We start from the raw sequence: 25833 nt of genomic DNA on the forward strand, positions 1-25833 counted from the left end.
CCCATGGGCGAGGGTTTCGGCGTTTTTCCAGGCGGCGACTTGAAAAATTCCTTCGCGCCCTAATCTCTTGAGCTTGCACTTCATCCCAACGCAAGGATGTCCCATGGCCGAACCGGCGCTGTCGATCCGTGGCCTGACGAAGGTCTACGGCAACGGCTTTCATGCCCTCAAGGGTATCGATCTCGACGTCGAGCAGGGGGATTTCTTCGCCCTGCTGGGCCCCAACGGGGCCGGCAAGTCCACCACTCTCGGCGTGGTGTGCTCGTTGGTGCAGAAAACCGCCGGTCGGGTCTCGATCTTCGGCATCGACATCGATCGCGACTTCGCTCGGGCCAAGTATCACCTGGGCGTGGTGCCCCAGGAGTTCAACTTCAACCAGTTCGAGAAGGTCATCGACATCGTGCTGGCTCAGGCGGGCTACTACGGCATGCCTCGCCGCGAGGCGCTACCCCGGGCCGAGCAGCTGCTCAAGGATCTTGGCCTGTGGGACAAGCGCAACGGCAGTGCGCGCATGCTCTCCGGCGGCATGAAGCGCCGCCTGATGATCGCCCGCGCCCTGATGCACCGCCCAAAGCTGCTGATTCTCGACGAGCCCACCGCCGGCGTCGACATCGAGCTGCGTCGCAGCATGTGGGAGTACATGCGCCGTATCAACCGCGAGGAGGGTACCACCATCATCCTCACCACCCACTATCTCGAGGAAGCCGAGAGCCTCTGTCGCAACGTGGCGATCATCAATCACGGCGAGATCGTGAGGAACACCAGCGTGCGGGAGCTGCTCGCCGAACTCGACACCGAAACCTTCCTGTTCGACCTGGCCCGCCCCGTGGAGCAGGCCCCATACGTCGAGGGCTTCGAGGTGCATAAGGTGGAGGGCGCCCAGCTCGCCGTGGTGGTACACCGCGGCCAGCGGCTCAACGACGTTTTCGCCGCCCTGGGCGAACAGGGCATCGAGGTGGTCTCCATGCGCAACCGCGCCAACCGGCTGGAGGAGATGTTCGTGTCGATGGTGGAGCAGGGCAATGAGATGCAGCGCGAACTCGACGGAGCGGAGGTGAGCAAGTGAGCGCCGCTCAGATCGCCATCGCCCTGTGGACCCTGGTACTCAAGGAGATCAAGCGCTTCACGCGGATCTGGCCGCAGACCCTGCTGCCGCCCTCCATCACCATGGCCATGTACTTCATCATCTTCGGCAGCCTGATCGGCCCGCGCATCGGCGAGATGGACGGCTTCAGCTACATGGACTTCATCGTCCCGGGGCTGATCATGATGGCGGTGATCACCAACAGCTACTCCAACGTGGCCTCGAGCTTCTTCTCCAACAAGTTCCAGCGCAGCGTGGAGGAGATGATGGTCTCGCCCATGCCCAATTGGGTGATCCTGGCCGGCTTCGTGCTGGGCGGCATGGCCCGCGGCCTGGGGGTGGGCGCCATCGTCACCCTGGTATCGCTGTTCTTCACTCGCATCAGCGTGGCTCACCCGCTGCTGACCCTCGGCGTGGTGGTGCTCACCGCGGCGCTGTTCTCCATTGGCGGCTTCATCAATGCGCTGCTGGCCGACAAGTTCGACGACGTCTCCATCGTGCCGACCTTCGTGCTCACGCCGTTGACCTATCTGGGCGGGGTGTTCTACTCGATCTCGCTGCTGCCGACCTTCTGGCAGAACGTCTCGCTGCTCAACCCGATACTCTATATGGTCAACGTGTTCCGCCACGGCTTTCTCGGTATCTCCGACATCCCGGTAGGCTGGGCGCTGACGGCCATCTTCGCATTCATCATCGTGCTCTTCGCCATCGCCCTGTGGATGCTGGAACGGGGCAAAGGAATACGTTCATGAATCACCGACCCGATACGCTCGAGCATGCCCCGCTGGGGCGCGAGTCCGCCTATCCCGAGCACTACGATGCCGGGCTGCTCTATCCCATCCCCCGCGCGGCCAATCGCGCGCCGCTGGGCATCGAAGAGGGCAAACTGCCCTTCGTTGGCGAGGACGAGTGGCACGCCTTCGAGGTGAGCTGGCTCAACGCCCGCGGCAAGCCGCGGGTGGCCGTGGCACGTTTTCGTCTGCCGGCGGAGTCGCCCAACCTGATCGAGTCGAAGTCGTGGAAGCTCTACCTCAACGGCTTCAACCAGACCCGCTTCGACAGCCGCGAACAGGTGATCGACACCCTCGAGCGTGACCTGGCCCAGGCTGCCGGGGCACCGGTCTCGGTGGAGCTGTTCGATGTCGACGACGCGGCGCTGGCGGTGTGTCGGCTGCCCGGGGAGTGCCTGGACGAGCTCGACATCGAGATCGACGCCTACTCGCCCAGCGCCGAGCACTTGAAAGTGGGGGAGGAGATCGTCGAGGAGACGCTCTACTCCCATCTGCTCAAGTCCAACTGCCCGGTCACCGGCCAGCCCGACTGGGGCAGCGTGCTGATTCGCTACCGCGGCCCCAAGCTCGACCGCGAAGGCCTGCTGCGCTACCTGATCGGCTATCGTCAGCATCAGGACTTCCACGAGCACTGCGTGGAGCACATCTTCACCGACCTGTTGGCCAAGGCGAAGCCGGAGCGACTGCTGGTGCTGGCGCGCTACGTGCGCCGCGGCGGGCTCGACATCAGCCCCTGGCGCGCCACCCCCGGCGAACGCCCGCCCGAGTCCCTGCGCTTGGCGAGACAGTAGTCCCTTCGCAACAGTGGCTCTGTCGAAACGCTAGGCCCGGCACGACAGCCAGCGGGGCAGCTGGTAGAGTTTGATCTATTTCGACGACCTGGCATGGGAAATGGTATGGACGCACTGACCCTGCTGCACGAACGCAGCTCCATGGGCAAGCTGATGGGGCCGGCCCCCGGTCCCGAGCAGATGGAGGCGATCTATCGCGCCGCGCTGCGCGCGCCGGACCACAAGGAGCTGCGTCCCTGGCGCTTCATCGAGTTCACCGGTGAGGGACTCGAGCGGCTGGGCGAGCTGTTCGCCGAGGCCGAGTACCGTGAGGACCCGGACATCGAAGATGCTGCCCTGGATGCGGCGCGCAAGAAGCCGCTGCGCGCTCCCATGGTCATCGCGGTGATCGCCAAGGTCACCCCCGATGTGTCCAAGGTGCCCAAGCTCGAGCAGGTGATCTCCGCCGGCTGTGCCGCCCACGGCATCCTGCTCGCGGCCCATGCCCTTGGCCTTGGCGCCATGTGGCGCAGCGGCAAGTACGCCTTCGACCCCACCGTGCGCAAGGGGCTCGGGCTGGAAGAAGACGACGAGCTGATCGCCTTCCTCTATCTGGGCCAACTGGGCGGGCGCCACAAGCCCATTGCCGAGCACAATATTGGCGACTTCGTCGAGCGCTGGACCTGACCCATGCGTGAGATCGGCATACCCCACCCACGGCTGGCGCTGCCCGAGCCCGGCCAGTGCGACGAGCCGCAGGCATTTCTCGCCTGGCTGGCCGAGGCCATTCCCATGGTCGAGCACCTGGGCATTCGTGAGATGCGCTGGGAAGGGGAGAGCCTGGTGTGGGAGCTCGCGCTCGAGCCCAACCTCAACGACAAGGGCACCGGCTTCGGCGGGGCGCTCACCGCCCAGACCACCCTGCTGGGCTGGTGTTGGACCACCCTGTGGCTGCGCCAGCGCGGCTACGCCCGCGACGTCGTCGTGGCCGAAGCCAGTCAGCGCTTCCTGGCCCCCGTTACCGGCGATTACCGCATCGTCTGCGCTGCCCAGAGCGAACAGGGGCCGGCGAGCCTGGCCGAGCGACTGACGAGCCGTGGGCGCGGCCGCATCGGTCTTGTCCAGCAGCTCTGGTGCGGCGATGTGCTGTGCCTGGAAGCGCACGGCGACTACGCCGTGCTGGCCGCCGGCTGAATGCGCTCGAACCGAAAAACCGGCTTGCAAACGCGTACTTAAGCCGTTAGACTTTGCGCCGTTCTGACGCACATGGCGCAGCCAAACGCGTGAGAACCACAATGTGGAGAGGTGTCCGAGTGGTCGAAGGAGCACGCCTGGAAAGTGTGTAAGTCGAAAGGCTTCGAGGGTTCGAATCCCTCCCTCTCCGCCACAGATTTCGAAACCCGGCTCAGCGAGCCGGGTTTTTCGTATGCGTGACTTGAATACAGTAGCCCCGTAGCGATTGTGGTGTAGCTATTACAGCCCCGTGTCCGTCATTTCCTACAAGCTCCCTTATCTCAGGTTAAATACAGCAGACTTCTGGGCTGCCAGACTGCACACCTGAGCCAGGGAGGCTCATCAGGGATGACCGAGTCAGGACGACTCACTTCCAGGGATGCTCGAACAGGACGGTCGAGGTGGAAGAAGGGAAGCGAAGATTCAGCCCGGCTGAGAGGCCGGGCTTTCTTGTTTTATTTTGTAGCGCTTTGCGTTGGGTCTTACGGCCGATGCCAGCCATCTTGCTATCGCTGGATTGACTTAATTGTGCGTCACCAGAGGGTTACGAGAGGCAGGTTGATCGGCAAATGGCTTACTGAAGGTAAATTCTTACAGGCTTTGTAGGCTATTTCTTACAAGAAAGCATATCCCAGGTTAACAGCATTTTTCTGTAAAGCTGCCATGCTGGTCACAAGGGCAGGAAGCCCGAAACAGGGAAGGCCGCATCAGGACGATGCAAGATCCAGGGAAGCTCGATCAGGATGATCGAGGGTGAAGCACGGAGGCGAAGATCAGCCCGGCCGAGAGGTCGGGCTCTTTTCGTTTGGGGTATGTGTTCAAAGCTCGAAAAGTCGCCTTGGAGGCGTCAATTTTTTGCTTTTGCTTTGTCGTGACAGGGTGGATGATGGGCATTCCATCACTCTAGGCTAATTTTAGCACTCTCTGCTATAAGCTATAATTTGTCGCATATTTCTTCCAGGTGACGGGATGTCCAATTCTGGCTGGCTGGTCAGCATGAGCCGTACCGCTTCTGCCGGGGCAGTGGCTGGCTTGCCGATGGCCGCCTTCGCGGCGGCAGGGGGTGGTGCACTGCCTCTCTTTCCCACGTGGGGCGGGCTCGCGCTGATGGTAGTGCTGGTGCTTGTCCTGATCGTCGCCGGGCTGGCCTATCGCCGCAGGCTGATGAAAGAGAGCGAGCGGCTGCGGGCTGGCCGGGAAGAGCTGGAGACTATTCTGGACAGCGTCGACGCTTGCATCTACGTCAAATCGGCAGATCTGCGCTATCAGTACGTCAATCGCAAGACCGCCCAGATCATCGGGATACCGGCCGACTCGATCCTCGGCAAGACCGACTTCGACCTCTTCGGTGCGAACATGGCGGCGGACCTGCGCTTCAACGATCAACGGGTGTTGCAGCAGGGCGAGAAAGTGGTGGCCGAAGAGGGCCACGTGCTGGATACGGGCGACACCGTCCGTACCTATCTCTCGATCAAGCTGCCGCTGCATGCCGCCGACGGCTCGATTCGCGCGCTGTGCGGTTTCTCCACCGACGTCACCGAGTACCGTGACATCCAGGAGAGCAAATACCGCCTGACCTATTATGATCCTCTGACCGGCCTCCCCAACCGCCGGTTGCTGCTGGACCGTCTCGACATGGTGGTCAAGGGCACGCGCCGCAGCGAGCGCTATGCGGCGTTGCTTTTCATCGACCTGGACGATTTCAAGGTCGTCAACGAGACCCAGGGCCTTTACAGCGGCGACCGGTTGTTGAGCCAGGTGGCCCGATGTCTAGAGGAGGTAGTGCGGGAGAGCGATACCCTTGCGCGTCTGGGGGCGGATGAGTTCGTCCTGCTCATTCATGATCTGGGGCTCGACGTGGAGCAGGCTGCCCATGCCGCCGAGCGTGTAGCCGAGAAGCTGCTCAGCCAGATTCTCAACGCCCGAGCCGAGGACGACCAACTGCCGACGCTGCCGATCACTGCCAGCATCGGTATCGCGCTGTTCGCCGACGGTGACGCCAACGTCGAGGCAGCCATGCGGCAGGCGGACATTGCTCTGCAGCAAGCCAAGGCGGCTGGTGGGAATACGCTGCGCTTCTTCAATGCCGAGATGCAGGCCGACGTGATGGAGCGGGTATCGCTCGAGGCCGACCTGCACCAGGCGCTGGCACGCGATGAGCTGTGTCTGCACTATCAGGTTCAGGTGGACAGCCACGCCAGCGTGGTCGGTGTCGAGGCCCTGATTCGCTGGAACCATCCCAAGCGCGGCCTGGTCCCGCCGATGCTCTTCATCCCCCTGGCCGAAAGGAACCGGCTGATCCTGTCGATCGGCTACTGGGTGCTCGAAACGGCTTGCCGACAGCTGGCCGAGTGGGCCAGGGAGCGCGACAAGGAGAGTCTCTACATTGCAGTCAACGTCAGCTCAGTGCAATTTCACCAGTCCGACTTCGTGGATCGCGTGCAGCACGCTCTGGAAGTGACAGGGGCCGATCCGGCCCGGCTGGTGCTGGAGGTGACCGAGAGCCTGCTGATGGAGGATCCCCAGTGGGTGCGTGAGATCATGCTGCGCCTCAGCAAGCTCGGTATTCGTTTCGCCCTGGACGATTTCGGCACTGGCTTCTCATCGCTCAACTATCTGAAGCGCCTGCCCCTGCATGGTTTGAAGATCGACAAGTCGTTCGTCAACGGCGTGCTCGAAGACCCGGTGGACGCCGCCATCGTCAATACCACCATCACGCTGGCGGAGAGCCTCGGCCTGGAAGTCACGGCGGAAGGGGTCGAAAGCGAAGCTCAGCATCGCTGGTTGCTCGAGCAGGGCTGTCAGGTGTTTCAGGGCTACTATTTCGGCCGCCCGCAGGCCAGGGAGAACCTCAAGCTGAGAGTGGCCGAGAGCTTCATCCCCACCTGAGGGGGAAGCGTTACGCTGTGTTTCCTCCTTTTCCTGTTGTTGCTGGGTTAAGCTGGTGCCTACATATTGCCGGTGGAGGTTCTATCCTCTGGCATGCCTACCACCACAACGGAGAGTTTCATGTCCTTACGACCCTGGGTTGCCGCTGCCGTGCTGATGTTCCCGCTGACGGCGCTGGCCGATACGCCCAACATCGTGCCGGGCCAGTGGCAGTTCACCAGCACCACTTCCGTCAAGGGCGACGTGCCGATTCCCGATCAGACCGAGAGTCATCAGGAGTGTATCGTGCAGGGCGACCTCGACGATGCCGATTTCCAGTTCCTGGAAGTCGAAGAGGGCTGCGAGCTGCTCGAGCACAACGTCTCCGCCGATGGCGTCGATTACCGCATGATCTGTCGCGCCGAAGGTGGCGAGGCCAACATCGACGGTCGCATGGACTTCCTGGGAGAGCGGGTCGAGGGTAGCGTGAACATCGACACCGAATCGCCCATGGGGCAGATGCGTCTCGAGACCGCCATCGAGGGCGAACGTCTCGGCGAGTGTTGAGCGCGCGCATCGCGGGTTTCGAATGAGGGCCACCCAAGGGTGGCCCTCATCGCTTCCTGCTTTCGGATCAGCAGCTTTCGGATCAGCAGCTTTCAGCTCAGCAGGTTCCGGTTCAGGTAGGCGGATGTCAGCGTGGGTTGGCCGGCACCTCGTCCATCTCGGTTTCCAGGCGCCGCTTCACGTCGCCCGGGGAGCCTGTATGGCGTGCCAGCAGGTCGTAGGCCACCGGTACCACGAACAGTGTGAAGAAGGTGGCGGCGGCCACGCCGGCCATGATCACCGTGCCGATCACCATGCGTGACTCGGCGCCGGCGCCGGTGGAGACGATCAGCGGGATGGCGCCGGCCATGGTGGTCACCGCCGTCATCAGGATCGGCCGCAGGCGCGTCACGGCGGCATCGAGCAGGGCATCGCGGAAGGCCAGGCCCTGATCGCGCAGCTGATTGGCGAACTCGACGATGAGGATGCCGTTCTTGGCCGCCAGACCGATCAGCATGACCAGCCCCACCTGACTGTAGATGTTGAGTGACTGCCCGGTCAGCAACAGACCGAGCAGGGCGCCACTCATGGCCAGGGGCACGGTGAGCATGATCACGAAGGGGTGAACGAAGCTCTCGAACTGGGCCGCCAGCACCAGGAACACCACCAGTGCTCCCAACACCAGCAGGAAGGTGGTGGCGCCGCTGGCCTCGCGATAGTCTCGCGAGGGGCCGGCCACGTTGGTCTGGGCCTCGGGCGGGAGAATCTCGCTGGCCGTCTGCTCCAGGTACTCCAGCGCTTCGCCCAGCGGGTAGCCATCCACCAGATTGGCTTCGATGGTGATGGAGCGTATGCGGTTGAAGCGATTGAGGGTGCTGGCGCCGGCGTAGTCGGTCAGGGTCACCAGGCTGGCCAGGGGGATCAGCTCGCCCGAGCGCGCCGAGCGTACCTGGATGTTGTCCAGCGCCCGGGGGCTGTTCTGCCGAGCCCGGTCGCCCTCGAGGATAACGTCGTACTCTTCGCCGTCATCCACGTAGCGCGTCACGTTGCGCCCGCCCAGCAGCACTTCGAGAGTGCGGCCGATCTCGGTCACCGTGACCCCGAGCGAAGCCGCCCGTTCGTAGTCGATGTCCACGCGCAGCTGCGGCTGGGTTTCGCGGTAGTCGCTCTCCAGGCCCGCCAGGCGCGGGTTGTGCTCGCGAATGTGGGCGAACATCAGATCGCGCCACTCGGCCAGCTGCTCGTAGGTGCCGCCGCCCAGCACGAACTGCACCGGCTTCTGCACGCGCTGACCGAAACCCTGTCGCATCACCGGGCTGGCCTGTATGCCGGGAAGATCGGCCAGCAGCTCGCGCACCTCGTCCATGATCTCCCAGGCGCTGCGGCGCTCTCCCCAGTCGGCCATGTTGATGATGGCGAAGCCGCCGTTGTAGTTCTCGATGTTGCCGAAGCCGCGCGGCGCGCGGATCACCACGCGTTCGAGCTCGCCCGAGTCCAGCATCGGCTGCAGGCGCAGTTCGATCTCGTCCATGTAGTCCATCATGTAGTCGAAGGTGGCGCCTTCGGGACCGTTGACCAGGATGATGAAGTTGCCGCGATCCTCCCGTGGGGTGTATTCGTTGGGCAGTTGCTCAGCCATCCACACGGTGGCCGCGATCAGCGCGATGAACACCGCCAGCACCGCCAGGCGTGCCTTGAGGACGATTTCGAGCAGTGCCCGATAGATGCGCTGCGACAGTTCCAGCAGCCACTGCACGCCGCGGGCCGCCAGGCTGTCGTCCATGTTGGGCTTGAGGATCTTCGAAGCCATCATCGGTGTGAGCGTCAGCGCCAGCAGGCTGGAGATCGCCACCGCCGCGGCCATGGTCAGGGCGAACTCGGAGAACAGGCGGCCCACGTTGCCCTGCAGGAAACTCAGCGGCACGAACACCGCGATCAGCACCAGGGTGGTGGCGATCACGGCGAAGGCGATCTGGCGGGTGCCGCGAAAGGCCGCCACCAGCGGCGTTTCGCCGTAGTCGTGCATGCGCCGGTTGATGTTCTCGAGCACCACGATGGCATCGTCGACGATCAGGCCGATGGCCAGCACAAGAGCCAGCAGGGTGAGCAGGTTGATCGAGAAACCCATGGCGGCCAACGCGATGAACGAGCCGATGATGGCGATGGGTACCGTCACCGCCGGCACCAGGGTGGTGCGCACGTTGCCGAGAAACATGAAGATGACCACCACCACCAGCCCCATGGCGATGAACAGCGTGATCACCACCTGCTCGATGGCCCCGGCGACGAACACCGAGGCATCGAAGTTGAGGCTCATCTGCATGCCTTCGGGCAGGGTGGCCTGCAGCCGCTCCATCTCCGCCTGCACCCCCTGGGAGAGCTCCAGCACGTTGGCGGTGGACTGCATCATGATACCGAGGCCCACCATTGGCACGCCGTTGGCGCGGAACACCGAGCGGTCGTCCACCGAGCCGACCTCGACCCGGGCCACGTCGCCCAGGCGTATCAGGTACCCGTCGCTGCCCTGGCCGATGGCCAGGCGGCGGAAGTCCGCCGCCTCGGCGAAGCTGCGCGGCAGGCGCACGATGAACTGCCGCTCGCGGGACTCGATGGAGCCGGCGGGCAGCTCCACGTTCTCGGCGCGCAGGGCGTTCTCCACGTCGCTCACCGTCAGGTTGCGCGCCGCCAGGGCATTACGATCGAGCCACACGCGCATGGCATAGTCGCGGCCGCCGCCTAGCCGCACCCGGGCCACGCCGGGCTGCACCGAGAGGCGGTCGACCAGGTAGCGGTTGGCGTAGTCGGTCAGCTCCGGCATGGAGTAGCCCTCGCCGGAGAGGCTCAGCCACACCACGATCTCTTCGCTGGAGTCGGCCTTCTGCACCTCGGGCGGGTCGGCATCGTCGGGCAGATTGCGCTGGGCGCCGGCAATGCGGTCACGCACGTCGTTGGCGGCGGCGTCGATGTCCATGCCCAGATTGAATTCGATGTTGATACGCGAGCGGCCGTCCTCGCTGGAAGAGGTCACCACCTCGATGCCTTCGATCCCAGCAATTCGGTCCTCCAGCACCTGGGTGATGCGCGACTCGACCACGTTGGCGGCCGCTCCGGGGTAGCGCGTGTCGATGCTCACCACCGGCGGGTCGATGGCGGGGTACTCCTGCAGCGACAGCCGCTCCAGCGACAGCAGGCCGAAGGCGACGATAAGCAGCGCCAGTACCGTGGCCAGTACCGGCCGCTGGACGGAGATGTCGGAGAGGCGCATCAGGCGTCTCCCTCGTCGCGATGTGCCTCGAGAATCTCGCGAATGGACGTCTCCTCGTCGGCGATGCCGAGCAGCTGCACACGGTCGCCCTCCCGGGCGCGCTGCACGCCGTGGGAGACGATCAGCTCATTCTGCTCCAGACCCTCGAGGATCTCGGCCTGGCCGATACGGCGCTCGCCGACACGCACCTCGCGCCGCTCCACGCGGTTCTCGTCGGCCTCGTCGATCACCAGCACGTACTGTCTGTCACCGCTGGGAATCAGTGCCGCTTCGGGCACCACCACGGCCTGGCGCGGGCTGCGCTGCAGGATCACTTCCATCAGCATGCCCGGGCGCAGGCGCAGCTCGGGGTTGTCGATCTCGGCACGTATCGTCACGCTGCGGCTCACGGGGTCGACCCGCGAGCCGATGCTGCTCACCTCGCCCTCGAACAGTTCGTCGGGGAAGGCCACGCTGCGGGCGGAGAGTGGCAGGCCGGGTTCGAGGATCGCCAGGTAGAGTTCCGGCACGCTGAAGTCGAGCTTCATCACGTCGAGCTTGTCCAGGGTCACCAGCTCGGTGCCGGGGGTGACCAGGCTGCCGACACTGATGTTGCGAAAGCCGACCACGCCGTCGAAGGGGGCGCGCAGGCGATAGTTGGTCAGCCGCGCTTCCAGCCCCTGAATCTCGGCTTCCACCTGGCGCAGCCGCGCCTGGCTGTCTTCCACGTCGGCCCGCGGCGCCATGTTGCGGTTCTGCAGCTGGGTCAGGCGGTCCACCGCGCTGCGGCGTTCGTCGCGCAGGGCCTGGGCGACGCGCAGCTGGGCCTGCTCTTCACCATCCTCCAGGCGGATCAGCATCCGGCCGGCCTCCACCGCTTCACCATCGCGGAAGTTCAGCTCGGCGACCAGCTCGGTCACCGTGGCCGAGAGTGTCACGCTCTCGTCGGCGCGCAGCGTACCCAGCGCCTCCAGCGGATCGGACCAGGGCTGCAGCGCGGCGCGGGCGCCGATTACGGCGGTACGGTCCTGAGCCGCCAGGGGCAGCGAGACGGCCAGCAGCAGGCAGAGCGGGGCTAGCCAGCGCCAGGCTCCAGAAAAAGAAGTGCGCGATGTGGTCATGGGTGGCTCTTGTCGTAGTGTTCGGGTCGCGACGGAAGAAGCCAACTCCTTTGGCTTTCTTTCCTTACCAGGCTACTCATATTGGCCCGTACCAATATGACAACAAATTCGCAATATCCTATCTACTTCCTGGCTTTGATTGTACAGGTTTTGCACAGCTTTTTCCTCCTGTGCCGATTCGTGCAGGTTCGCCACCTCTGCAAGATCCTCCTAGCGCTCTGCAAGATTCTCCAAGCGTAACTGATTTGTAACGACGATGCTGAGTCACGAGAGCCGGGGCAAAGGCGCCGGACTCCGACAACAGCAAGCTTGGATAACAAACCTGAAATGGGAGAAAGACCATGAGCAAGCTGATGCAGGGTGTCGTGCGCTTCTGGCGCGAAGAAGAAGGTACCGAGGTGGTGGAGTGGGCCTTGGTTGGGGGGCTGGTGGTGGCAGTGGGAGCAGCCATTTTTACAGCAATAGGAACTCGGGCTGGTGCGCTATTGACACAATTGAATACAGCAATTGGTGGCGCTGCACCATAAGGTTTCTCCATTTAAAAATGCTGACAGGGAAGTCGGCGTATTAAATGCTCATAAAGAAAAGGTGTGGTCATGATAGAGATTGGATTTATTCCTCTAGTGGTCTTTGCGGCTTTTACCGACATTAAGTCGTGCCGCATCCCCAACGCTCTTATTCTGGCCGGGGCCGCCGTGGGGTTTCTGCTGCAGGGGTGGGCAGCGGGAGCCGGCGGTGTCCTGGCCGCCACCTACGGGCTGCTGGTCGGATTGGCCATTCTGCTGCCGGGTTACCTGATGGGCTTTACCGGTGCCGGGGATGCCAAGCTGATGGCGGCGATAGGTACCTTTCTCGGTCCTGTTGGTGTGCTTCAAGCAGCGCTTATCAGTATTTTCGTCGGCGGAATTATCGCCATGGGCTTTGCTTTAAGTGCATTGATTCTCCGGCATTCGATTTCCCCATGGGAGCGATACTCCCTCATGATGCGCACCCTGGTGACCACCGGAAGGCCGCTCTATATTCCGCCTGCCAAGGGTGAGGTGATGGGCAAGAAATTCCCCTTTGCCGTTTCCATTGCGCTGGGTACCACTACCTGGATCGTCTGGCAGTGGCCGCTGGCCTGAACGCCAATCGAAGCGAGGAGAACCGGCATGGATACGAAACTTGACAATTCAGGCAGCGAAGATGCCGCGCCGGTCGGTTCGTCCATGGCCGCTGCCGCCGATGTCCTGCCGCCGCGTCCTGCCAGCATCGAGGAGACCGGGCTCTCGCCGCTCTACCTGATGGACCTGCTCTCCAAGCAGCTGCTCGAACAGGGTGTACTCGACCTGCACCAGCTCAGCCGCAGCGCAGCCCTGGCCGGCAGCGTGGTGGAAACGCTGTGCCACCTGCTGCGCCGGGAGGGGCGCGCCGAGGTACGCGGCCAGAGTGAGAGCGGCGCGCTGCGCTTCGGCCTCACCGAACTGGGCCGCGCCGCCGCCATGGAGGCGCTGAACCGCGACGGCTATGCCGGGCCGGCGCCGGTACCGCTGGAGGTCTATACCTCCCGGGTACGGGCTCAGGCCCTGAGCGACGTGGGAATCTCCCGTAGCGACGTGATGGCGGCCTTTGCCGATACCGTGGTCGAGCCGACGCTGCTCGACCAGCTTGGCCCGGGGCTGCACTCCGGCAGGGCGATGTTCATCCACGGTGAGCCGGGCACCGGCAAGAGCTACATGGCACGCCGCCTGGTGCGCCTGCTGCCCGGCGAGGTACTGGTGCCCCACGCCATTCTGGCGGGGGGCAAGGCGGTACGCTGTTTCGACCCCTCGGTGCACAGCCCGCTGGCAGCGCCAGGAGCCGAGGGCATCGGCGCGGGGCTGCTGCTGGCCGAGGGGCACGATCCTCGCTTCGTGCGCTGCCGGCGACCCTGCGTGGTGACCGGAGGCGAGCTGACCATGGAGCGGCTGGAGGTTCAGTACGACCACGCGACCCATATTCATCAGGCGCCGATCCAGCTGCTGGCCAACAACGGCATGCTGGTGATCGACGACCTGGGTCGTCAGCGCATGGCGCCCATGGAGCTGTTCAATCGCTGGATCGTGCCGCTGGAGGAGCGCCGCGACTTCCTGGCGCTGGCCAATGGCTACCACTTCAGCGTGCCCTTCGACGTGGCGCTGGTGTTCTCCACCAACCTGGACCCGCTGTCGCTGGCCGATGCCGCCTTCCTGCGCCGCATTGGCTACAAGATCCGCTTCGCCCCGCTGGGCCGCGAGGCCTACCGGGAGATCTGGGCCCGCCAGTGCGGGGAGAGCGGCATCGACTTCGATGCGGCTCTGGTCGATTTCGTCATCTACGAGCTGCATGCCCGCCTCGGTGTACCACTGCTGGCCTGTCACCCCCGCGACCTGCTGGGGCTGGCGGGGGACCATCTGCGCTACTGGGGTGGCGAGACCCTCGACCGCGAGGTGCTCGCCTGGGCCTGGCAGACCTACTTCGGAGACTTCTCGAGCGATGACCGCGAAGGCGGTGACGCTCACACGAGTGGGAGGAAGGCGTCATGAAGAAGAAAGGCATTGTCACGATGTTCTGCGTCTCGCTGCTGATGGCCGGCGGTGCGGCACTGATCGCCATGAGCTGGATGCAGGAGCAGCACCAGGAGCGCGACGCCCTGACCGAGGCGGGTCAGGTGGTGGTGGCGGCGCTGCAGATCCCCTTCGGCACCACGGTGCAGGCCAGCGACCTGCGGGTCATGCGGTTGCCGCCTGACTCGGTGCCGCCGGGCAGCTTCGACGACATCGAGCGCGTGGTGGGACGAATCAGCAACCAGGTGATCTACGCCGGCGAGATTCTGCATGAGGGCCGCGTGGCCGAGCACTTGGGGGGCAGTGCCCTGGCGGCGCTGCTCGATCCGGGCAAGCGAGCCATGAGCGTGCGGGTCGACGACGTGGTCGGCGTGGCCGGGTTCCTGTTGCCGGGCAACCGGGTCGACGTGGTCTCCACTCGCAACAACGGCAACGGCACTCGCAACAGCGTGGAGTCAAAGACCGTGCTGCAGAACCTCAAGGTACTGGCGGTGGATCAGATCGCCTCCCAGGAGCGCGACGGCCCGGTGATCGTACGGGCGGTGACCCTCGAGGTGGACCCGACCCAGGCGGAGACCCTGGTCAAGGCCACCCAGGAGGGCAAGGTGCAGCTGACCCTGCGCAATCCGCTCGACCATGAGGAGAAACCCGACCTGCTGGCGGCCCAACGCGAACTGCTCAACGTCGAGCCGCCGCGAGCCAGCTATTCGCCGCCGCCACCGCGTGCGGCCCCTGCGGTTCAGCCGCAGCGTCAGGTGATGGTGATACGCGGCACCGAGTCCAGCACCGTGAACGTGCGCAACTGAAACGCAGGGAGCGCAGCAATGCGGGCTGGCGCCGGGTCGGCCGCAGCCAATCAGAACAGGCAGGGGAGAAGCGTCATGAGCATACAAGGCGAGGGGTGGGGAACGGCGGTGCGGCAGGGAGCGGCGCACACGGGAACGGCATGGAGGGGAGCGGCACGGAAGGGGTGGGTGCTGGCGGTGTGTACTGCCCTGGCGCTGAGTTGGGCGACAGCGCTGCAGGCCCAGGAGAGCACGCGCAGCGTCGCCATGCCGGTGGAGGGGCGCACGGTGTCGGTGGCGGTGGAGCTTAACAAGGCTCAGGTGCTGCAGTTCCCCCGCGCGGTGCGGGTGGTGTCGGTGGGCAATCCCGATATCGCCGACCTGGTGGTGATGGGCTCGCGGCAGCTCTACGTGCTGGGCAAATCCACCGGAACCACCAATGTGGTGCTGTGGGATCAGGCGGAGAACATCCAGGGCACCCTCAATGTCACCGTGACCCACGATCTCGAGGCGCTGAAGAGCCACCTGCATGCGTTGCTGCCGGACGAGAACATCCAGGTGCGCTCGGCACAGGACAGCATCGTGCTCAGCGGCGAGGTCTCCAGCGCCGAGCGGTTGGATACCGCGCTGCGGCTGGCCATGCGCTTCGCCGGTGGCGGCGAGGATGCGGTGCTCAACCTGATGCAGGTGGGCGGGGCCAATCAGGTGATGCTGGACGTCAAGGTGGCGGAGGTCTCCCGTTCGCTGATCAAGCGGCTGGAGGCCAACTTCAACGTCTTCAACGTCGGCTCCTCGGCGTTCAGCGTGGGGGCGGTGAGCGGCGGGGCGACCTTCCCCGATGCCATCTTCCAGGGGCCGGGCGGGGATTTCCGCCTGCCAGTGTTCGAGAGTGGCACACGGACGCCACTGGGGCCGATGGTGCGGGAGTTCGCCCCTGCGGTGGCCAGCATCGAGGACACCGGTATCTTCGCCAGCTACCAGCGCAGCGATTACTTGCTCAATCTGGTGCTGGACGCAGCCAGCCGTGAGGGCGTGGCCAAGATTCTCGCCGAGCCCAATCTCACCACCCTCACCGGGCAGCAGGCCCAGTTCCTGGCCGGTGGCGAGTTCCCTATTCCGGTGCCCCAGGGCAACGGCCAGGTAGCCATCGAGCACAAGGAGTTCGGCGTCGGCCTGAGCTTCCTGCCAGTGGTGCTGGATTCCGGCTCGATCAACCTGCAGGTCAACGTATCCGTTTCCGATCTGGTGCCGGCCAACAGCCTGCGGGTCGGGGTGGGCGATCAGGTATCGGCGCAATTCTTCGTGCCGGCGCTGGTCAAGCGCAGCGCCAGCTCCAGCCTGGAACTGGCCTCGGGTCAGACCATCGCCATCGCCGGCATGCTCAACGAGAGCCTGCGCGAGAACGTCTCCAAGCTCCCCGGCCTCGGCGACCTGCCTGTGCTGGGAGCACTGTTCCGCAGCCAGGAGTTCATCAAGGAGCAGACCGAACTGGTGATCTTCGTCACCCCGCGGCTGGCGCGCTCCTTCGCGCCGGAGCAGGTGCGGTTGCCCACCGGTTCGTTCGTGGCGCCCAGCGACCTGGAGTTCTATCTGCTCGGTCGCTTCCAGGCCCGTGACGACGACGGCGGCTCGCGGCCCCGCCCCAGCAGCCTGGACCTGGAATTGATGTCGAGCCGTCGTGCGGGCGGCACCGAGGGCCGCTTCGGCCATGACCTGTGAACCGAACGCCACGACGGAGGTGTCCGCCATGTTTGCACTGAACCTATTTGCCGAGCTCGGCCATGCCACTCATCGCCAGTTCGCCCGAGGCATCCGCCTGGCAGCGCTTGCCGCTGCCGTGGGGTTGGCTGGCTGCGCGGCTCAGCCCGGCGCCGACCTGCCGCCCTTCGGCGAGACGGTGCAGCACACCAAGCGGCTGCAGACCTACGAGCCCGGCGATGACGCCCCGGCGCTGGGGGGCGCCAAGGCGGCCGAGGCGATGCGCAATTACCGCAGCGGCGGGACGGGACTGCAGCCGCTGCCCATGAGCTCCAGTTCGCTGCCCTGAATCTGCCAAGAGCAAGACACGCAACGAGCAGGAACGGAAACACCGGTGCCGGCGCCGAGAGCGCCGGTGAACGAAGGCTGACGAACAACGGGTATTCGCCATGCTGACACGGCTCGAGATACGGCTGGTGGGGCGCTCCAGGGCGGACATGGAGGCGCTGGAGGCGCTGTTGCGTAGCCAGGGCGGCATCGATGTCACGCTGCGGCAGTTGATCAACGGCAGCGTCGATCCCCTGGATGGCATAGAGACGCTGCCCGACGCCCTGGTGCTGATGGTGGGGGAGAACTGGGAGGCGGAGCTGATGGCGCTGTGCGAACGCCCTGTCGGCGAGCGCCCACCGCTGCTGGTGGTCGGCCCCAAGGGTAACGTGGAGCTGATTCGTCTGGCCATGCGCGCCGGCGCCCGGGACTACTTCTCGCCGCCCATCGACGACGGCGAGATTGGCCGCTTCCTGCGTGAGATCGTCCGCGACCGGCGCGAGGAGCTGGCGCTCCCTACTGCCAGCCTGACCGCGGTGATCAACGCCAAGGGCGGCTCCGGGGCCAGCCTGGTGGCGGCCAACCTGGCCCACCGACTGACGATAGAGGGCAAGGAGTGTGCCGTGGTTGACCTGGACGTGCAGTTCGGTTCGCTGCCGCTCTACTTCAACCTTACGCCGGACCATGGCCTGGTGCAGGCACTGGACGCTGCCGACAGCCTGGACAGCTTGGCCATGTCGGCCTATGTCCAGCACCACGAGAGCGGCCTTGGCCTGCTGGCTTCGTCGCCGGAGGACCGCGCCAGCCTCTCCGAGGTGCCGGAGGTTCGGGTCGAGCAGCTGCTGCACGTGCTGGGCCAGGACCACGAGGAGGTGGTGGTCGACCTGCCGCGCTGGATCAACGGCGCCACCGCCTGCGTGCTCGAACGCGCCGACCGGGTGCTGATGGTGATGCAGCAGAGCGTGGCGCATCTGCACGACGCCCAGCGCCTGCGCGACATCCTGGTGCATGAACTCGGGCTGCCGCCTGCACGATTGATGGTCGTGGTCAATCGCTACGACAAGCGCAACGAGGTATCGCTGAGCGCCATCGGCGATGCCTTGCCGGGGCTGCCGCTCCACACCCTGCCCAACGACTACCGCCATGCCAGCCAGAGCATCAACGTCGGCAGCCCGCTGATCGATCTGGCGCGCAAGGCGCCGCTTACCCGCGCGCTGAAGGCATTGGCGCTGGCGCTGATAACGCCGCGTGAGCCGCCGGTGCCAGCACGCCGCTGGTCGCTGCGGCTGTGGAATCGTACCCAACACTGACCCTTGCTGACCGGGAGACGGCCATGAATTTTCGCGAACGCATGACGGCAGGAGAAGAGGAGCGTGGTTGGGGCAATCGTGTCGGCCTGTCGCCCGCCGAGCAGGAGTGCAAGCAGCGGCTGTTCCGCCAGCTGGTCAAGGTGATGGATCTGGCGCTGCTCAGCACGCTGGAGGAGCGCGAAGCGCGCAGCCAGGTGCAGCAGGTGTGCGAGGCCTTGATGAGCAAGGAATCGCTGCCGTTCAACGCGGCCGTACGCCAGCGCATCGTCAGCGAACTGCAGGACGAGGTGCTGGGCCTGGGGCCGCTGGAGACGCTGCTGGCCGACAAGGGCATCTCGGACATTCTGGTCAACGGCACCAACCCGATCTACGTGGAACGCCGCGGCAAGCTGGAACAGACCCGGCTGCGCTTCGATAGCGATCAGCACCTGATGACCATCATCGACCGCATCGTGTCGAGCGTCGGGCGGCGCGTGGACGAATCCTCGCCGATGGTCGATGCGCGGCTCAAGGACGGCTCGCGGATCAACGCGGTGATTCCTCCGCTGGCCATCGACGGGCCGATGCTGTCGATCCGCCGCTTCGCCGTGGACCGCCTCACCGCCGAGAACCTGATCGCCCACGGCAGCCTCTCGCCGGTCATCGCCCAACTGCTGGAAAAAGTGGTCAAGGCGCGGCTCAACGTGCTGGTCTCGGGCGGTACCGGCGCCGGCAAGACCACGCTGCTCAACGTGCTGTCGGGCTTCATCCCGCCCGATGAGCGCATCGTCACCATCGAAGACTCCGCCGAGCTGCAGCTGCAGCAGCCCCATGTCGGCCGGCTGGAGACGCGTCCGCCCAACATCGAGGGGCGCGGCGAGGTGACCCAGCGTGACCTGGTGCGCAACAGCCTGCGTATGCGCCCCGACCGCATCATCGTTGGCGAGGTGCGCGGCGGTGAGGCCTTCGACATGCTGCAGGCGATGAACACCGGCCACGACGGCTCGCTCACCACCATCCATGCCAACACCCCCCGCGACGCCCTGACGCGGATCGAGAACATGGTGGCGATGAGCGGTTACCAGTTGCCGCCCCGTGCGCTGCGCTCGCAGATCGCCTCGGCCATCGATCTGGTGGTTCAGGTGGAGCGCCAGGAGGACGGTGTGCGGCGGCTGGTCAGCGTGCAGGAGGTCAACGGGCAGGAGGGCGAGATCATCACCATGTCGGAGCTGTTCCGCTTCGAGCGCGAAGGCATCGACGAGCATGGCCGGGTGATGGGGCGCTATATGGCCACCGGCGTGGTGCCTGGCTTCTACGATCATCTCAAACGCCGCGGCCTGGATCCGGGACTGGAGGTGTTCCAGGTGGGGGGAGGCCAGCGGTCATGGGTCTGAACCTCGATTTCAACCTCTCCGATGAGATGATCTTCATCGGCATGATCTTCATTGCCGCCTTCCTGCTGATGCAGAGCTTCCTGGTGCCGACGTTCGGCGAGAATCGCAAGGCGCAGAAGCGGCTGAAGAAGCGCCTGCACGCCATTTCGGCCAGCGCCGATCACGGCAAGGCCTCGCTGGTGCGGCGCAAGTACCTGCGTCAGCTTTCGCCGCTGGAGCGCGCACTGGAGGCGCTGCCCGGTATGGCCCGGGTCGAGCGCCTGGTCGAACAGGCGGGGCGCGAGACCCCGGCCTATCGGGTGGTGCTGCAGAGCCTCGGCCTGGGTGGTGTCTTCGGTGCGGTCGGTTTCCTGTTGCTGCCGCAACCCATGCTCGGCGTGCTGTTGGGGGGTGGCGTGGCAGCGCTGCCGTTCATGCGCTTGCAGCGTCTGCGCAGCCAGCGCCTGGCGCGCTTCGAGGAGCAGTTGCCCGATGCCCTGATCATCATGGCACGGGCCCTGCGCGCGGGGCATCCCTTCAGCGACGCCATGCATCTGGTGGCCGAGGAGATGGCCGATCCCGTCGCCGGCGAGTTCCGTACCACCTTCATGGAGATCAACTACGGCGGCGAGGTGCGCAGCGCCATGCTGGGCATGCTGGAACGGGTGCCGAGCGTGACCGTGATGGTGTTCACCACCTCGGTGCTGATCCAGAAGGAGAGTGGCGGCAACCTGGCCGAACTGCTCGACGGCCTGGCCGCGGTGGTGCGCGACCGCTTCCGCTTCCAGCGCAAGGTGCGCACGCTCTCTGCCCAGGGGCGCATGGCCGCCTGGATCCTCTCGCTGCTGCCTTTCGCTTTGGCCGGTGTGCTCACTCTGGTGTCGCCGAATTTCCTGCCCATGCTCACCCAGGACCCGGTGGGGCGGCAGATGATAGCGGCGGCTTTCTTCATGGTCGTGGTCGGCATCCTGTGGATGCGCCGCATCGTGCGCATCGACGTGTGAGGAGGAAGCCCGCATGAATGCTTCAACTGTTTGGCTCGAACGCTTCAGCGACCTGTTGCAGGACCCGCAGGCCATGCAGCTTGGCTTCGCCGCCCTGCTGGGCATGGCGGTCTTCAGCCTGCTGGTGGCGCTGGTGCTGCTGGTCATGGGGCTGTCGGATCCGCTGCGGCGCCGGCTCAAGCATCTGGAAGCCAGCGCCGAGGTGGCCGGTGGGCATGGCAAGGTGGATGAGAGCGGGCTGGTGCAGTGGCTGGGGCCCATGGGCGAGAAGCTGATTCCCGAAAAGGATGAGGTGCGCAGCCGGATCGCCACGGAACTGCGCCATGCCGGCAAGCGCTCGCCGTCGGCCGTCAGCCTGTTCTACGGCATACGCCTGCTGCTGACCGTGGTGCCGCCGCTGCTGGTACTGCTGCTGGTCATCCCGTTCGTGCGCCTTCCGCCGACGGTAGCGGTACTGCTGCTGATCATTCCGGCCATCGTCGGCTACCTGCTGCCGCGTTTCTGGCTGGAGCGGGCGATACGGCAGCGCACCCAGCAGCTGCGCCGCGGCCTGCCCGATGCCCTCGATCTGCTGGTGGTGTGCAGTGAGGCCGGTCTCGGGCTGGGAGCGGCGATCCAGCGGGTGGCACGCGACCTGGAGGTGAGTCACCCGGAGCTGGCCGACGAGCTGCACCTGTTCGGCATGCAGACCCGTGCCGGCATGGACAACAAGACCGCACTGCGCGACCTGGAGGAGCGTACCGGCGTGGAGGACATCCGTGGCCTGGTGACCACGCTGCTGCAGAGCATGCGCTTCGGTACCAGCATCGCCATGACCCTGCGCCTGTTCGCCGTGGAGCTGCGCGACAAGCGCACTCAGGAGGCGGAGGAGAAGGCCGCCAAGGTCAGTACCAAGATGCTGTTTCCCTTGATTTTCTGTGTCTTTCCCAGCTTCTTCGTGGTGGCTTTGGGGCCGCCGCTGCTGGGTGCGGCGGCCGCCCTGGCGGGGCGCTGAGTCGGCCAATGTCATCAACGAGTGGGAGGGGGTTGTCATGAAAATCACTACACGATGCCGTGCGGCCTGTGCCGTTGCCACGTTGTCCCTGGCGCTGACCGGCTGTGCCGCCACCGGCGGGAGCATGTCCCAGGAGGACGACGTATACGGAGCGCTGGGTGGCGGAGGGTCGTCGGTGGCCTATGGTACCGCCTTCCCGGTGGGCTCCCCCGAGGAGGCCTACCGCAACGGCGAGGCCGCCCTGCGTGCCGGCGACGCCGATCGTGCGCTGTTCGAATACCTGCGCGGGTTGCGCATGGAGCGGCGTCCACAGGCCGAAGCCTTGTACCGGGTCGGCATCATCCACCACGGCCGCGGAAACCATGAGCTGGCCGACATGGCCTATCGCTGGGTGCTGGAGATCGATCCACGCCATCCCGGTGCCGGCACCGCGCTTGGTATCATCCTGATCCAGCAGCGCGATTACGATCAGGCCGAGCGTTTCCTCACGCCCATCGCCGCGCGGCGTGATGCGCCCTGGCAGGCCCACAACGCCCTGGGTGTGATCGCCGACATGCGCGCCGACCACGCCACGGCCCAGGGCCACTATGCGCGTGCTCTGGAAACGAACCCGAGAACGCCGCTGGTGCTCAACAACCAGGGCTACTCGCGTTACCTTGCCGGCGACCTGCCGGGGGCGCGTCAGGCCCTGCGTCAGGCGCTCAACGCCAATCCCAACTACGACCTGGCCTGGCGCAATCTGGGGCTGGTGCACGCCCGCGAGGGCGACTACGACACCGCCATCGAAGCGGTGGCCCGAGGCGGCGACCGCGCCAAGGCCTATAACGACATCGGCTACATCTCGATGCTCGAAGGGCGTTATCAGGACGCGCTGGGTTTCTTCGAGGAAGCCATGCGACTGTCGCCGGCCTACTACGTCACCGCCAGCGAGAACGCCCGCAGTCTGGATCAATTGATCCGGCGTAATGGCGGCGAGGTCATCAACTGATTGCCCGGGCAGCGCTCCGGCACGTCATGGCCGGGGCGCTGCCCGAGCAGGGAGGGCCAGGCATGAAAGCAATACGCTCGGCGCGCCGCCAGCGCGGCTCGGAGGTGGTGGAGTTCGCCATTTCGGCGACGCTGCTGTTCATCCTGCTGTTCGGCATCATCGAATTCAGCGTCGCACTGTTCGACAAGGCGACGCTGACCAACGCCAGCCGCGAGGGGGCCAGAACCGGCATCCTGTACCGGCCCGAGCCACGCGACAACGCGAGTGAAAACGCCGCCATCGAACAGGCCATCCGCAACTATGCCGAACAGTTCCTGATCTCGCTGGGCGGGCCGGCACAGATGGAGATCACCATCGAACGGCCCAATGGCGGCACCCTGCAGTCGGGGGACAGCCTGGTCGTGACGGTCGATTACCCCTACCAGTTCCTGCTGCTGCCCGGTTTCATCGGCACCCTGGGCAACGTGCTCGAACTCAATGCCACCACCGTGATGAGGGCGGAATGAGATGAACGTTCGCAACGCAAGGCGCGGCCGTTACGGCTCGCCGCAGCGCCAGCGCGGAGTTTCCATCGTGCTGCTGGCCCTTGGTCTTTTCATGCTGCTGGCCTTCACTGCCCTGGCGGTGGACGGCAGCAATCTCTACGTGGCCAGAAACGAGCTGCACAATGCCGCCGACGCCGGTTCCCTGGCGGGTGCCCGGATGCTGTACACCGAGGATGGCAGCTCGGTCAATCCGGATGCCAATCAGATTGCCACCGATGCGGCCATGGCCAACGGCAGTCAGAACGAGACGGTGGAGGTGCTGAGCGCCCTGCGTGGCCACTGGAGCTTCGCCACGCGTACCTTCACCCCCAATGAATCTCTCGAACCGGTGGATCTGTTCGGCCGCACTGCCGAGGATCTCGATAGCGACCCCAACTTCATCAACGCCGTGGAGGTGGTGACGGCCCGGCAGCAGACCCAGGTAGAAGCCTTCTTCGGACGCCTCTTCGGCTTCACGGGTTACGACGTGACGGCGCGTTCGGTGGCCTACATCGGCTTTGCCGGCAACCTGCGGCCAGAGGATGTCGATCAGCCCATCGCCCTGTGCCGACAGGCGCTGGTGGACCCGTCGGGCAACTACTCCTGCAGTGTGGGTCGTTTCATTCCCGAGGGCGACCAGACCGGCGGCTGGACCAACTTCAAGCACAATGACAGCGGCGCATCGAGTGCCAACGAGCTGAGATCGCTGGTTTGCGGCGACGGCAACCCCGATGAGCTGCGCTTCGGTGAGAACATCGCCACCAACAACGGTCAGGTCAACTCGGCCTTCGGGGACCTCTATGACTGCTGGGTGGAGAAGACGGCCAAGCAGGAGGTGTGGACCTTGACGCTGCCGGTGATCGACTGCGATTCGGGAGTCGCGCCGAGCAACCCGTTGATCGGTGCCGTGACCGTCAACATCGTGTGGATGAACGACCAGGCCAACCAGATCGACCAGCAGGCGCCGCAGCAGATGCAGCTGCCGCCGGAAGACAGCGGGGGTACCTCGCCAGGCACCTGGAGCCATAGCAGTACCAGCGGCGTGGAGCGCTGGAACAGCTTCGTCGATGCCTTCAACCTGCAAAAACCAGGCGGTGACCCCGCCTACTGGAACTCCCACCAGCAGCAGAGTGGCTGGAAGCAGAAGAGCATCTATTTCCTGCCCAGTTGCAGCTATCACGATCCCAAGGGTCAGACGGGTGGCGAGAACTTCGGCATCCTGGCGCAGATACCCGTCCTGGTGGATTAGTGGGTGGAAAAGTGGGTTGATTAGCCAAACTATGACGCCGGCCATGGGCCGGCGTCGTTGATTCGAATCCACCTTGTCCGTTTTCGACTTGCCTGTTTTCTCCTGGCCTGTTTTATCCTGGATTGGTGATCTCTCTCAGGTCTGGATTTTTTGGGGGCAGGGCAGGTCCTGCCTGTTGCCGGAGGCGAGCGGGTGACGATGCGCCGGGGTCAGCTTCTCGTACCTGGGTATCGGCATCGGATCCGACTCGATGGCGGGTGCCTGAACGTACAGCGTTTGTCGATAGAGGGTAGGAGTATGGCCGACGTGCTTCTGAAAGGTGCGCGTGAAGTAGGAGAGGTCGCGGAAGCCGACGCTGAAGCAGACATCGGTAACCGAGGTGCGAGGGTTGGCCAGCAGTCGCTTGGCCTCGTCGATGCGACGCTCGAGCAGGAAGCCCTGGAAGGTATTGCCGGTAAGCTTGCGAAACAGCCGGCTGAGTTGAAACGAGGTGATACCGCACTGCGCGGCCACTTCGGCCTGGGCCAGCTTCTGATGCAGATGCTGCTCGATATAGCTGATGGCCCGCTCCAACTGGAGCTGCTGGCTGTTGGCTGAGGGGCAGCAGCGCAGACGCGCTTCGGGAGGAATCTGGTTGAGGACCTCGGGCGCCTGTTTGCGCTCTTGAGTGACATGGCTTAGAGACCGCAGCTGATAGAGGCTGCCCACCACCCCCAGGAAGCGGGCCAGGTCGACGGGCTGCACGAAGTAATCCCACACCCGCGTTCGAAAGGCCCACACCGCGAGACTCTCCGAATGCGCCTGGGTGATCATCAGCAGGGGCACCGAGGCCGCGCGCTGCTTGGCCTGTCTTAAATCGGTAAGACCCTGCAGATCGGGATAGTCATACTCGAAGCAGGCCACGATTGGCGGGTGAGTCAGCAGAATCGGAAGCGGATCCTGCTCTGCACCGATGAACTCGATGCGGTAACCCTTTTGCCTTAGTGCAACCACATAGTCTTTTTCTTCAGGCTCATTCAGTGTGCGTAGTACGACGAGTACGTAGGCGTGAGTGGACATGGGCAGTGTCCCTCCTGAGTCCCTTGCGTATGTTGCTTTATGTGTTTTAGTTCTTGATGCCAACCCTGTTTGTTATTGATTGGTAATGTCGTTATGTAACCTTTTGTGATGGGTCGTCTTAGCCAATGTAATAGATGGCGAGGAAATATCAGGATGATATTTCTCATGCTCTAGTAGTAATCTCCTAGCCATTGGAATGATGTTTCCCCTGTTGGCCAGTAAACCTAACACTCTGACGAGGCGGCGATCCGCCCGCCGTGGGTTTGCCCGCTGACAGCTGCTAGAATGCGCAGCCTCGAAGTGGCAACCCGGTGGGCAACGC

At 64.6% G+C, this 25833-nt stretch carries 23 protein-coding genes and 1 tRNA gene; 21 read left to right on the top strand and 3 right to left on the bottom strand.

Features of this window, described 5'->3' with window-relative positions:
- Positions 1 to 103 precede the first annotated feature (103 nt).
- The 8 genes from HOP53_RS00760 to HOP53_RS00795 all read left to right on the top strand — a co-directional run bounded on the left by HOP53_RS00760 (position 104) and on the right by HOP53_RS00795 (position 7313).
- A complete protein-coding gene (locus tag HOP53_RS00760; RefSeq protein ID WP_234268148.1) occupies positions 104 to 1066 on the top strand; it encodes an ABC transporter ATP-binding protein in 963 nt (320 codons plus the stop codon).
- A complete protein-coding gene (locus HOP53_RS00765; RefSeq protein ID WP_010627842.1) occupies positions 1063 to 1836 on the top strand; it encodes an ABC transporter permease in 774 nt (257 codons plus the stop codon). The genes HOP53_RS00760 and HOP53_RS00765 overlap by 4 nt, the downstream gene beginning before the upstream one ends.
- Positions 1833 to 2666 carry an NADPH-dependent 7-cyano-7-deazaguanine reductase QueF gene (gene queF, locus HOP53_RS00770; RefSeq protein WP_234268155.1) on the top strand — a complete coding sequence of 278 codons (834 nt, stop codon included), beginning with the start codon at positions 1833 to 1835 and terminating at the stop codon, positions 2664 to 2666. The genes HOP53_RS00765 and queF overlap by 4 nt, the downstream gene beginning before the upstream one ends.
- Positions 2667 to 2771: 105 nt before the next feature.
- Positions 2772 to 3332 (top strand): nitroreductase family protein, encoded by a 561-nt coding sequence (locus HOP53_RS00775; protein WP_234268157.1) that lies wholly within the window; start codon positions 2772 to 2774, stop codon positions 3330 to 3332.
- Positions 3333 to 3335: 3 nt separating this feature from the next.
- Complete coding sequence (locus HOP53_RS00780) at positions 3336 to 3839, top strand: YiiD C-terminal domain-containing protein (protein WP_234268159.1); 504 nt, start codon at positions 3336 to 3338, stop codon at positions 3837 to 3839.
- 105 nt (positions 3840 to 3944) lie between these two features.
- Positions 3945 to 4032, top strand: a tRNA-Ser gene (locus HOP53_RS00785).
- Between the two features lie 815 nt (positions 4033 to 4847).
- Entirely contained in the window at positions 4848 to 6767 is a 1920-nt protein-coding gene (locus tag HOP53_RS00790) for a putative bifunctional diguanylate cyclase/phosphodiesterase (RefSeq protein ID WP_234268161.1), read from the top strand.
- Between the two features lie 120 nt (positions 6768 to 6887).
- A complete protein-coding gene (locus tag HOP53_RS00795; RefSeq protein WP_191225061.1) occupies positions 6888 to 7313 on the top strand; it encodes a DUF3617 domain-containing protein in 426 nt (141 codons plus the stop codon).
- 127 nt (positions 7314 to 7440) lie between these two features.
- Here the strand turns inward: HOP53_RS00795 and HOP53_RS00800 are convergent, their stop codons facing one another.
- On the bottom strand, positions 7441 to 10557 hold the full coding sequence (locus tag HOP53_RS00800) for an efflux RND transporter permease subunit (protein WP_234268163.1): 3117 nt from the start codon (positions 10555 to 10557) through the stop codon (positions 7441 to 7443).
- Complete coding sequence (locus HOP53_RS00805; RefSeq protein ID WP_234268165.1) at positions 10557 to 11657, bottom strand: efflux RND transporter periplasmic adaptor subunit; 1101 nt, start codon at positions 11655 to 11657, stop codon at positions 10557 to 10559. The genes HOP53_RS00800 and HOP53_RS00805 overlap by 1 nt, the downstream gene beginning before the upstream one ends.
- A 341-nt stretch (positions 11658 to 11998) precedes the next feature.
- On the opposite strand from HOP53_RS00805, the gene HOP53_RS00810 reads away from it, so the two are divergent.
- The 13 genes from HOP53_RS00810 to HOP53_RS00870 all read left to right on the top strand — a co-directional run bounded on the left by HOP53_RS00810 (position 11999) and on the right by HOP53_RS00870 (position 24452).
- Positions 11999 to 12184, top strand: a complete 186-nt coding sequence (locus tag HOP53_RS00810) for a Flp family type IVb pilin (RefSeq protein WP_234268166.1) — start codon at positions 11999 to 12001, stop codon at positions 12182 to 12184.
- A gap of 69 nt (positions 12185 to 12253) precedes the next feature.
- A complete protein-coding gene (locus tag HOP53_RS00815; RefSeq protein ID WP_234268167.1) occupies positions 12254 to 12781 on the top strand; it encodes an A24 family peptidase in 528 nt (175 codons plus the stop codon).
- A gap of 27 nt (positions 12782 to 12808) precedes the next feature.
- The gene (locus HOP53_RS00820; protein ID WP_234268168.1) at positions 12809 to 14200 is read left to right on the top strand and encodes a P-loop NTPase and SpoVK domain-containing protein; all 1392 of its coding nucleotides are present in this window, start codon (positions 12809 to 12811) and stop codon (positions 14198 to 14200) included.
- Positions 14197 to 15027: a Flp pilus assembly protein CpaB gene (cpaB, locus tag HOP53_RS00825; RefSeq protein WP_234268169.1), complete on the top strand. Its 831-nt coding sequence runs from the start codon at positions 14197 to 14199 to the stop codon at positions 15025 to 15027. The genes HOP53_RS00820 and cpaB overlap by 4 nt, the downstream gene beginning before the upstream one ends.
- 75 nt (positions 15028 to 15102) lie before the next feature.
- Positions 15103 to 16725, top strand: a complete 1623-nt coding sequence (locus HOP53_RS00830; protein ID WP_234268170.1) for a type II and III secretion system protein family protein — start codon at positions 15103 to 15105, stop codon at positions 16723 to 16725.
- A 28-nt stretch (positions 16726 to 16753) separates the two neighbouring features.
- The gene (locus HOP53_RS00835) at positions 16754 to 17053 is read left to right on the top strand and encodes a hypothetical protein (RefSeq protein ID WP_234268172.1); all 300 of its coding nucleotides are present in this window, start codon (positions 16754 to 16756) and stop codon (positions 17051 to 17053) included.
- 100 nt (positions 17054 to 17153) lie between these two features.
- Positions 17154 to 18341: a CpaE/TadZ family protein gene (locus HOP53_RS00840; protein ID WP_234268173.1), complete on the top strand. Its 1188-nt coding sequence runs from the start codon at positions 17154 to 17156 to the stop codon at positions 18339 to 18341.
- Positions 18342 to 18364: 23 nt separating this feature from the next.
- Complete coding sequence (locus HOP53_RS00845; protein ID WP_234268174.1) at positions 18365 to 19714, top strand: TadA family conjugal transfer-associated ATPase; 1350 nt, start codon at positions 18365 to 18367, stop codon at positions 19712 to 19714.
- Entirely contained in the window at positions 19705 to 20697 is a 993-nt protein-coding gene (locus HOP53_RS00850; protein ID WP_234268175.1) for a type II secretion system F family protein, read from the top strand. Before HOP53_RS00845 ends, HOP53_RS00850 begins: the two co-directional genes overlap by 10 nt.
- Positions 20698 to 20710: 13 nt before the next feature.
- Positions 20711 to 21691: a type II secretion system F family protein gene (locus HOP53_RS00855; RefSeq protein ID WP_234268176.1), complete on the top strand. Its 981-nt coding sequence runs from the start codon at positions 20711 to 20713 to the stop codon at positions 21689 to 21691.
- A 37-nt stretch (positions 21692 to 21728) separates the two neighbouring features.
- Positions 21729 to 22679 carry a tetratricopeptide repeat protein gene (locus HOP53_RS00860; protein WP_234268178.1) on the top strand — a complete coding sequence of 317 codons (951 nt, stop codon included), beginning with the start codon at positions 21729 to 21731 and terminating at the stop codon, positions 22677 to 22679.
- A 62-nt stretch (positions 22680 to 22741) separates the two neighbouring features.
- Positions 22742 to 23185 carry a TadE/TadG family type IV pilus assembly protein gene (locus tag HOP53_RS00865; protein WP_234268180.1) on the top strand — a complete coding sequence of 148 codons (444 nt, stop codon included), beginning with the start codon at positions 22742 to 22744 and terminating at the stop codon, positions 23183 to 23185.
- A 1-nt stretch (position 23186) separates the two neighbouring features.
- Positions 23187 to 24452, top strand: coding sequence for a TadG family pilus assembly protein (locus HOP53_RS00870; RefSeq protein ID WP_234268183.1), 1266 nt, complete (start codon positions 23187 to 23189; stop codon positions 24450 to 24452).
- A gap of 135 nt (positions 24453 to 24587) precedes the next feature.
- Here the strand turns inward: HOP53_RS00870 and HOP53_RS00875 are convergent, their stop codons facing one another.
- The gene (locus HOP53_RS00875) at positions 24588 to 25511 is read right to left on the bottom strand and encodes a helix-turn-helix transcriptional regulator (RefSeq protein ID WP_234268184.1); all 924 of its coding nucleotides are present in this window, start codon (positions 25509 to 25511) and stop codon (positions 24588 to 24590) included.
- Between the last annotated feature and the right edge of the window lie 322 nt (positions 25512 to 25833).

Source organism: Billgrantia ethanolica (genome assembly GCF_021404305.1).
GTDB lineage: Bacteria > Pseudomonadota > Gammaproteobacteria > Pseudomonadales > Halomonadaceae > Halomonas > Halomonas ethanolica.

Coding starts and splice junctions, on each gene's coding strand:
- HOP53_RS00760 (WP_234268148.1), top strand. CDS start 104: ATGGCCGAACCGGCGCTGTCGATCCGTGGCCTGACGAAGGTCTACGGC.
- queF (WP_234268155.1), top strand. CDS start 1,833: ATGAATCACCGACCCGATACGCTCGAGCATGCCCCGCTGGGGCGCGAG.
- HOP53_RS00775 (WP_234268157.1), top strand. CDS start 2,772: ATGGACGCACTGACCCTGCTGCACGAACGCAGCTCCATGGGCAAGCTG.
- HOP53_RS00780 (WP_234268159.1), top strand. CDS start 3,336: ATGCGTGAGATCGGCATACCCCACCCACGGCTGGCGCTGCCCGAGCCC.
- HOP53_RS00790 (WP_234268161.1), top strand. CDS start 4,848: ATGTCCAATTCTGGCTGGCTGGTCAGCATGAGCCGTACCGCTTCTGCC.
- HOP53_RS00795 (WP_191225061.1), top strand. CDS start 6,888: ATGTCCTTACGACCCTGGGTTGCCGCTGCCGTGCTGATGTTCCCGCTG.
- HOP53_RS00800 (WP_234268163.1), bottom strand. CDS start 10,557: ATGCGCCTCTCCGACATCTCCGTCCAGCGGCCGGTACTGGCCACGGTA.
- HOP53_RS00805 (WP_234268165.1), bottom strand. CDS start 11,657: ATGACCACATCGCGCACTTCTTTTTCTGGAGCCTGGCGCTGGCTAGCC.
- HOP53_RS00810 (WP_234268166.1), top strand. CDS start 11,999: ATGAGCAAGCTGATGCAGGGTGTCGTGCGCTTCTGGCGCGAAGAAGAA.
- HOP53_RS00815 (WP_234268167.1), top strand. CDS start 12,254: ATGATAGAGATTGGATTTATTCCTCTAGTGGTCTTTGCGGCTTTTACC.
- HOP53_RS00820 (WP_234268168.1), top strand. CDS start 12,809: ATGGATACGAAACTTGACAATTCAGGCAGCGAAGATGCCGCGCCGGTC.
- cpaB (WP_234268169.1), top strand. CDS start 14,197: ATGAAGAAGAAAGGCATTGTCACGATGTTCTGCGTCTCGCTGCTGATG.
- HOP53_RS00830 (WP_234268170.1), top strand. CDS start 15,103: ATGAGCATACAAGGCGAGGGGTGGGGAACGGCGGTGCGGCAGGGAGCG.
- HOP53_RS00835 (WP_234268172.1), top strand. CDS start 16,754: ATGTTTGCACTGAACCTATTTGCCGAGCTCGGCCATGCCACTCATCGC.
- HOP53_RS00840 (WP_234268173.1), top strand. CDS start 17,154: ATGCTGACACGGCTCGAGATACGGCTGGTGGGGCGCTCCAGGGCGGAC.
- HOP53_RS00845 (WP_234268174.1), top strand. CDS start 18,365: ATGAATTTTCGCGAACGCATGACGGCAGGAGAAGAGGAGCGTGGTTGG.
- HOP53_RS00850 (WP_234268175.1), top strand. CDS start 19,705: ATGGGTCTGAACCTCGATTTCAACCTCTCCGATGAGATGATCTTCATC.
- HOP53_RS00855 (WP_234268176.1), top strand. CDS start 20,711: ATGAATGCTTCAACTGTTTGGCTCGAACGCTTCAGCGACCTGTTGCAG.
- HOP53_RS00860 (WP_234268178.1), top strand. CDS start 21,729: ATGAAAATCACTACACGATGCCGTGCGGCCTGTGCCGTTGCCACGTTG.
- HOP53_RS00865 (WP_234268180.1), top strand. CDS start 22,742: ATGAAAGCAATACGCTCGGCGCGCCGCCAGCGCGGCTCGGAGGTGGTG.
- HOP53_RS00870 (WP_234268183.1), top strand. CDS start 23,187: ATGAACGTTCGCAACGCAAGGCGCGGCCGTTACGGCTCGCCGCAGCGC.
- HOP53_RS00875 (WP_234268184.1), bottom strand. CDS start 25,511: ATGTCCACTCACGCCTACGTACTCGTCGTACTACGCACACTGAATGAG.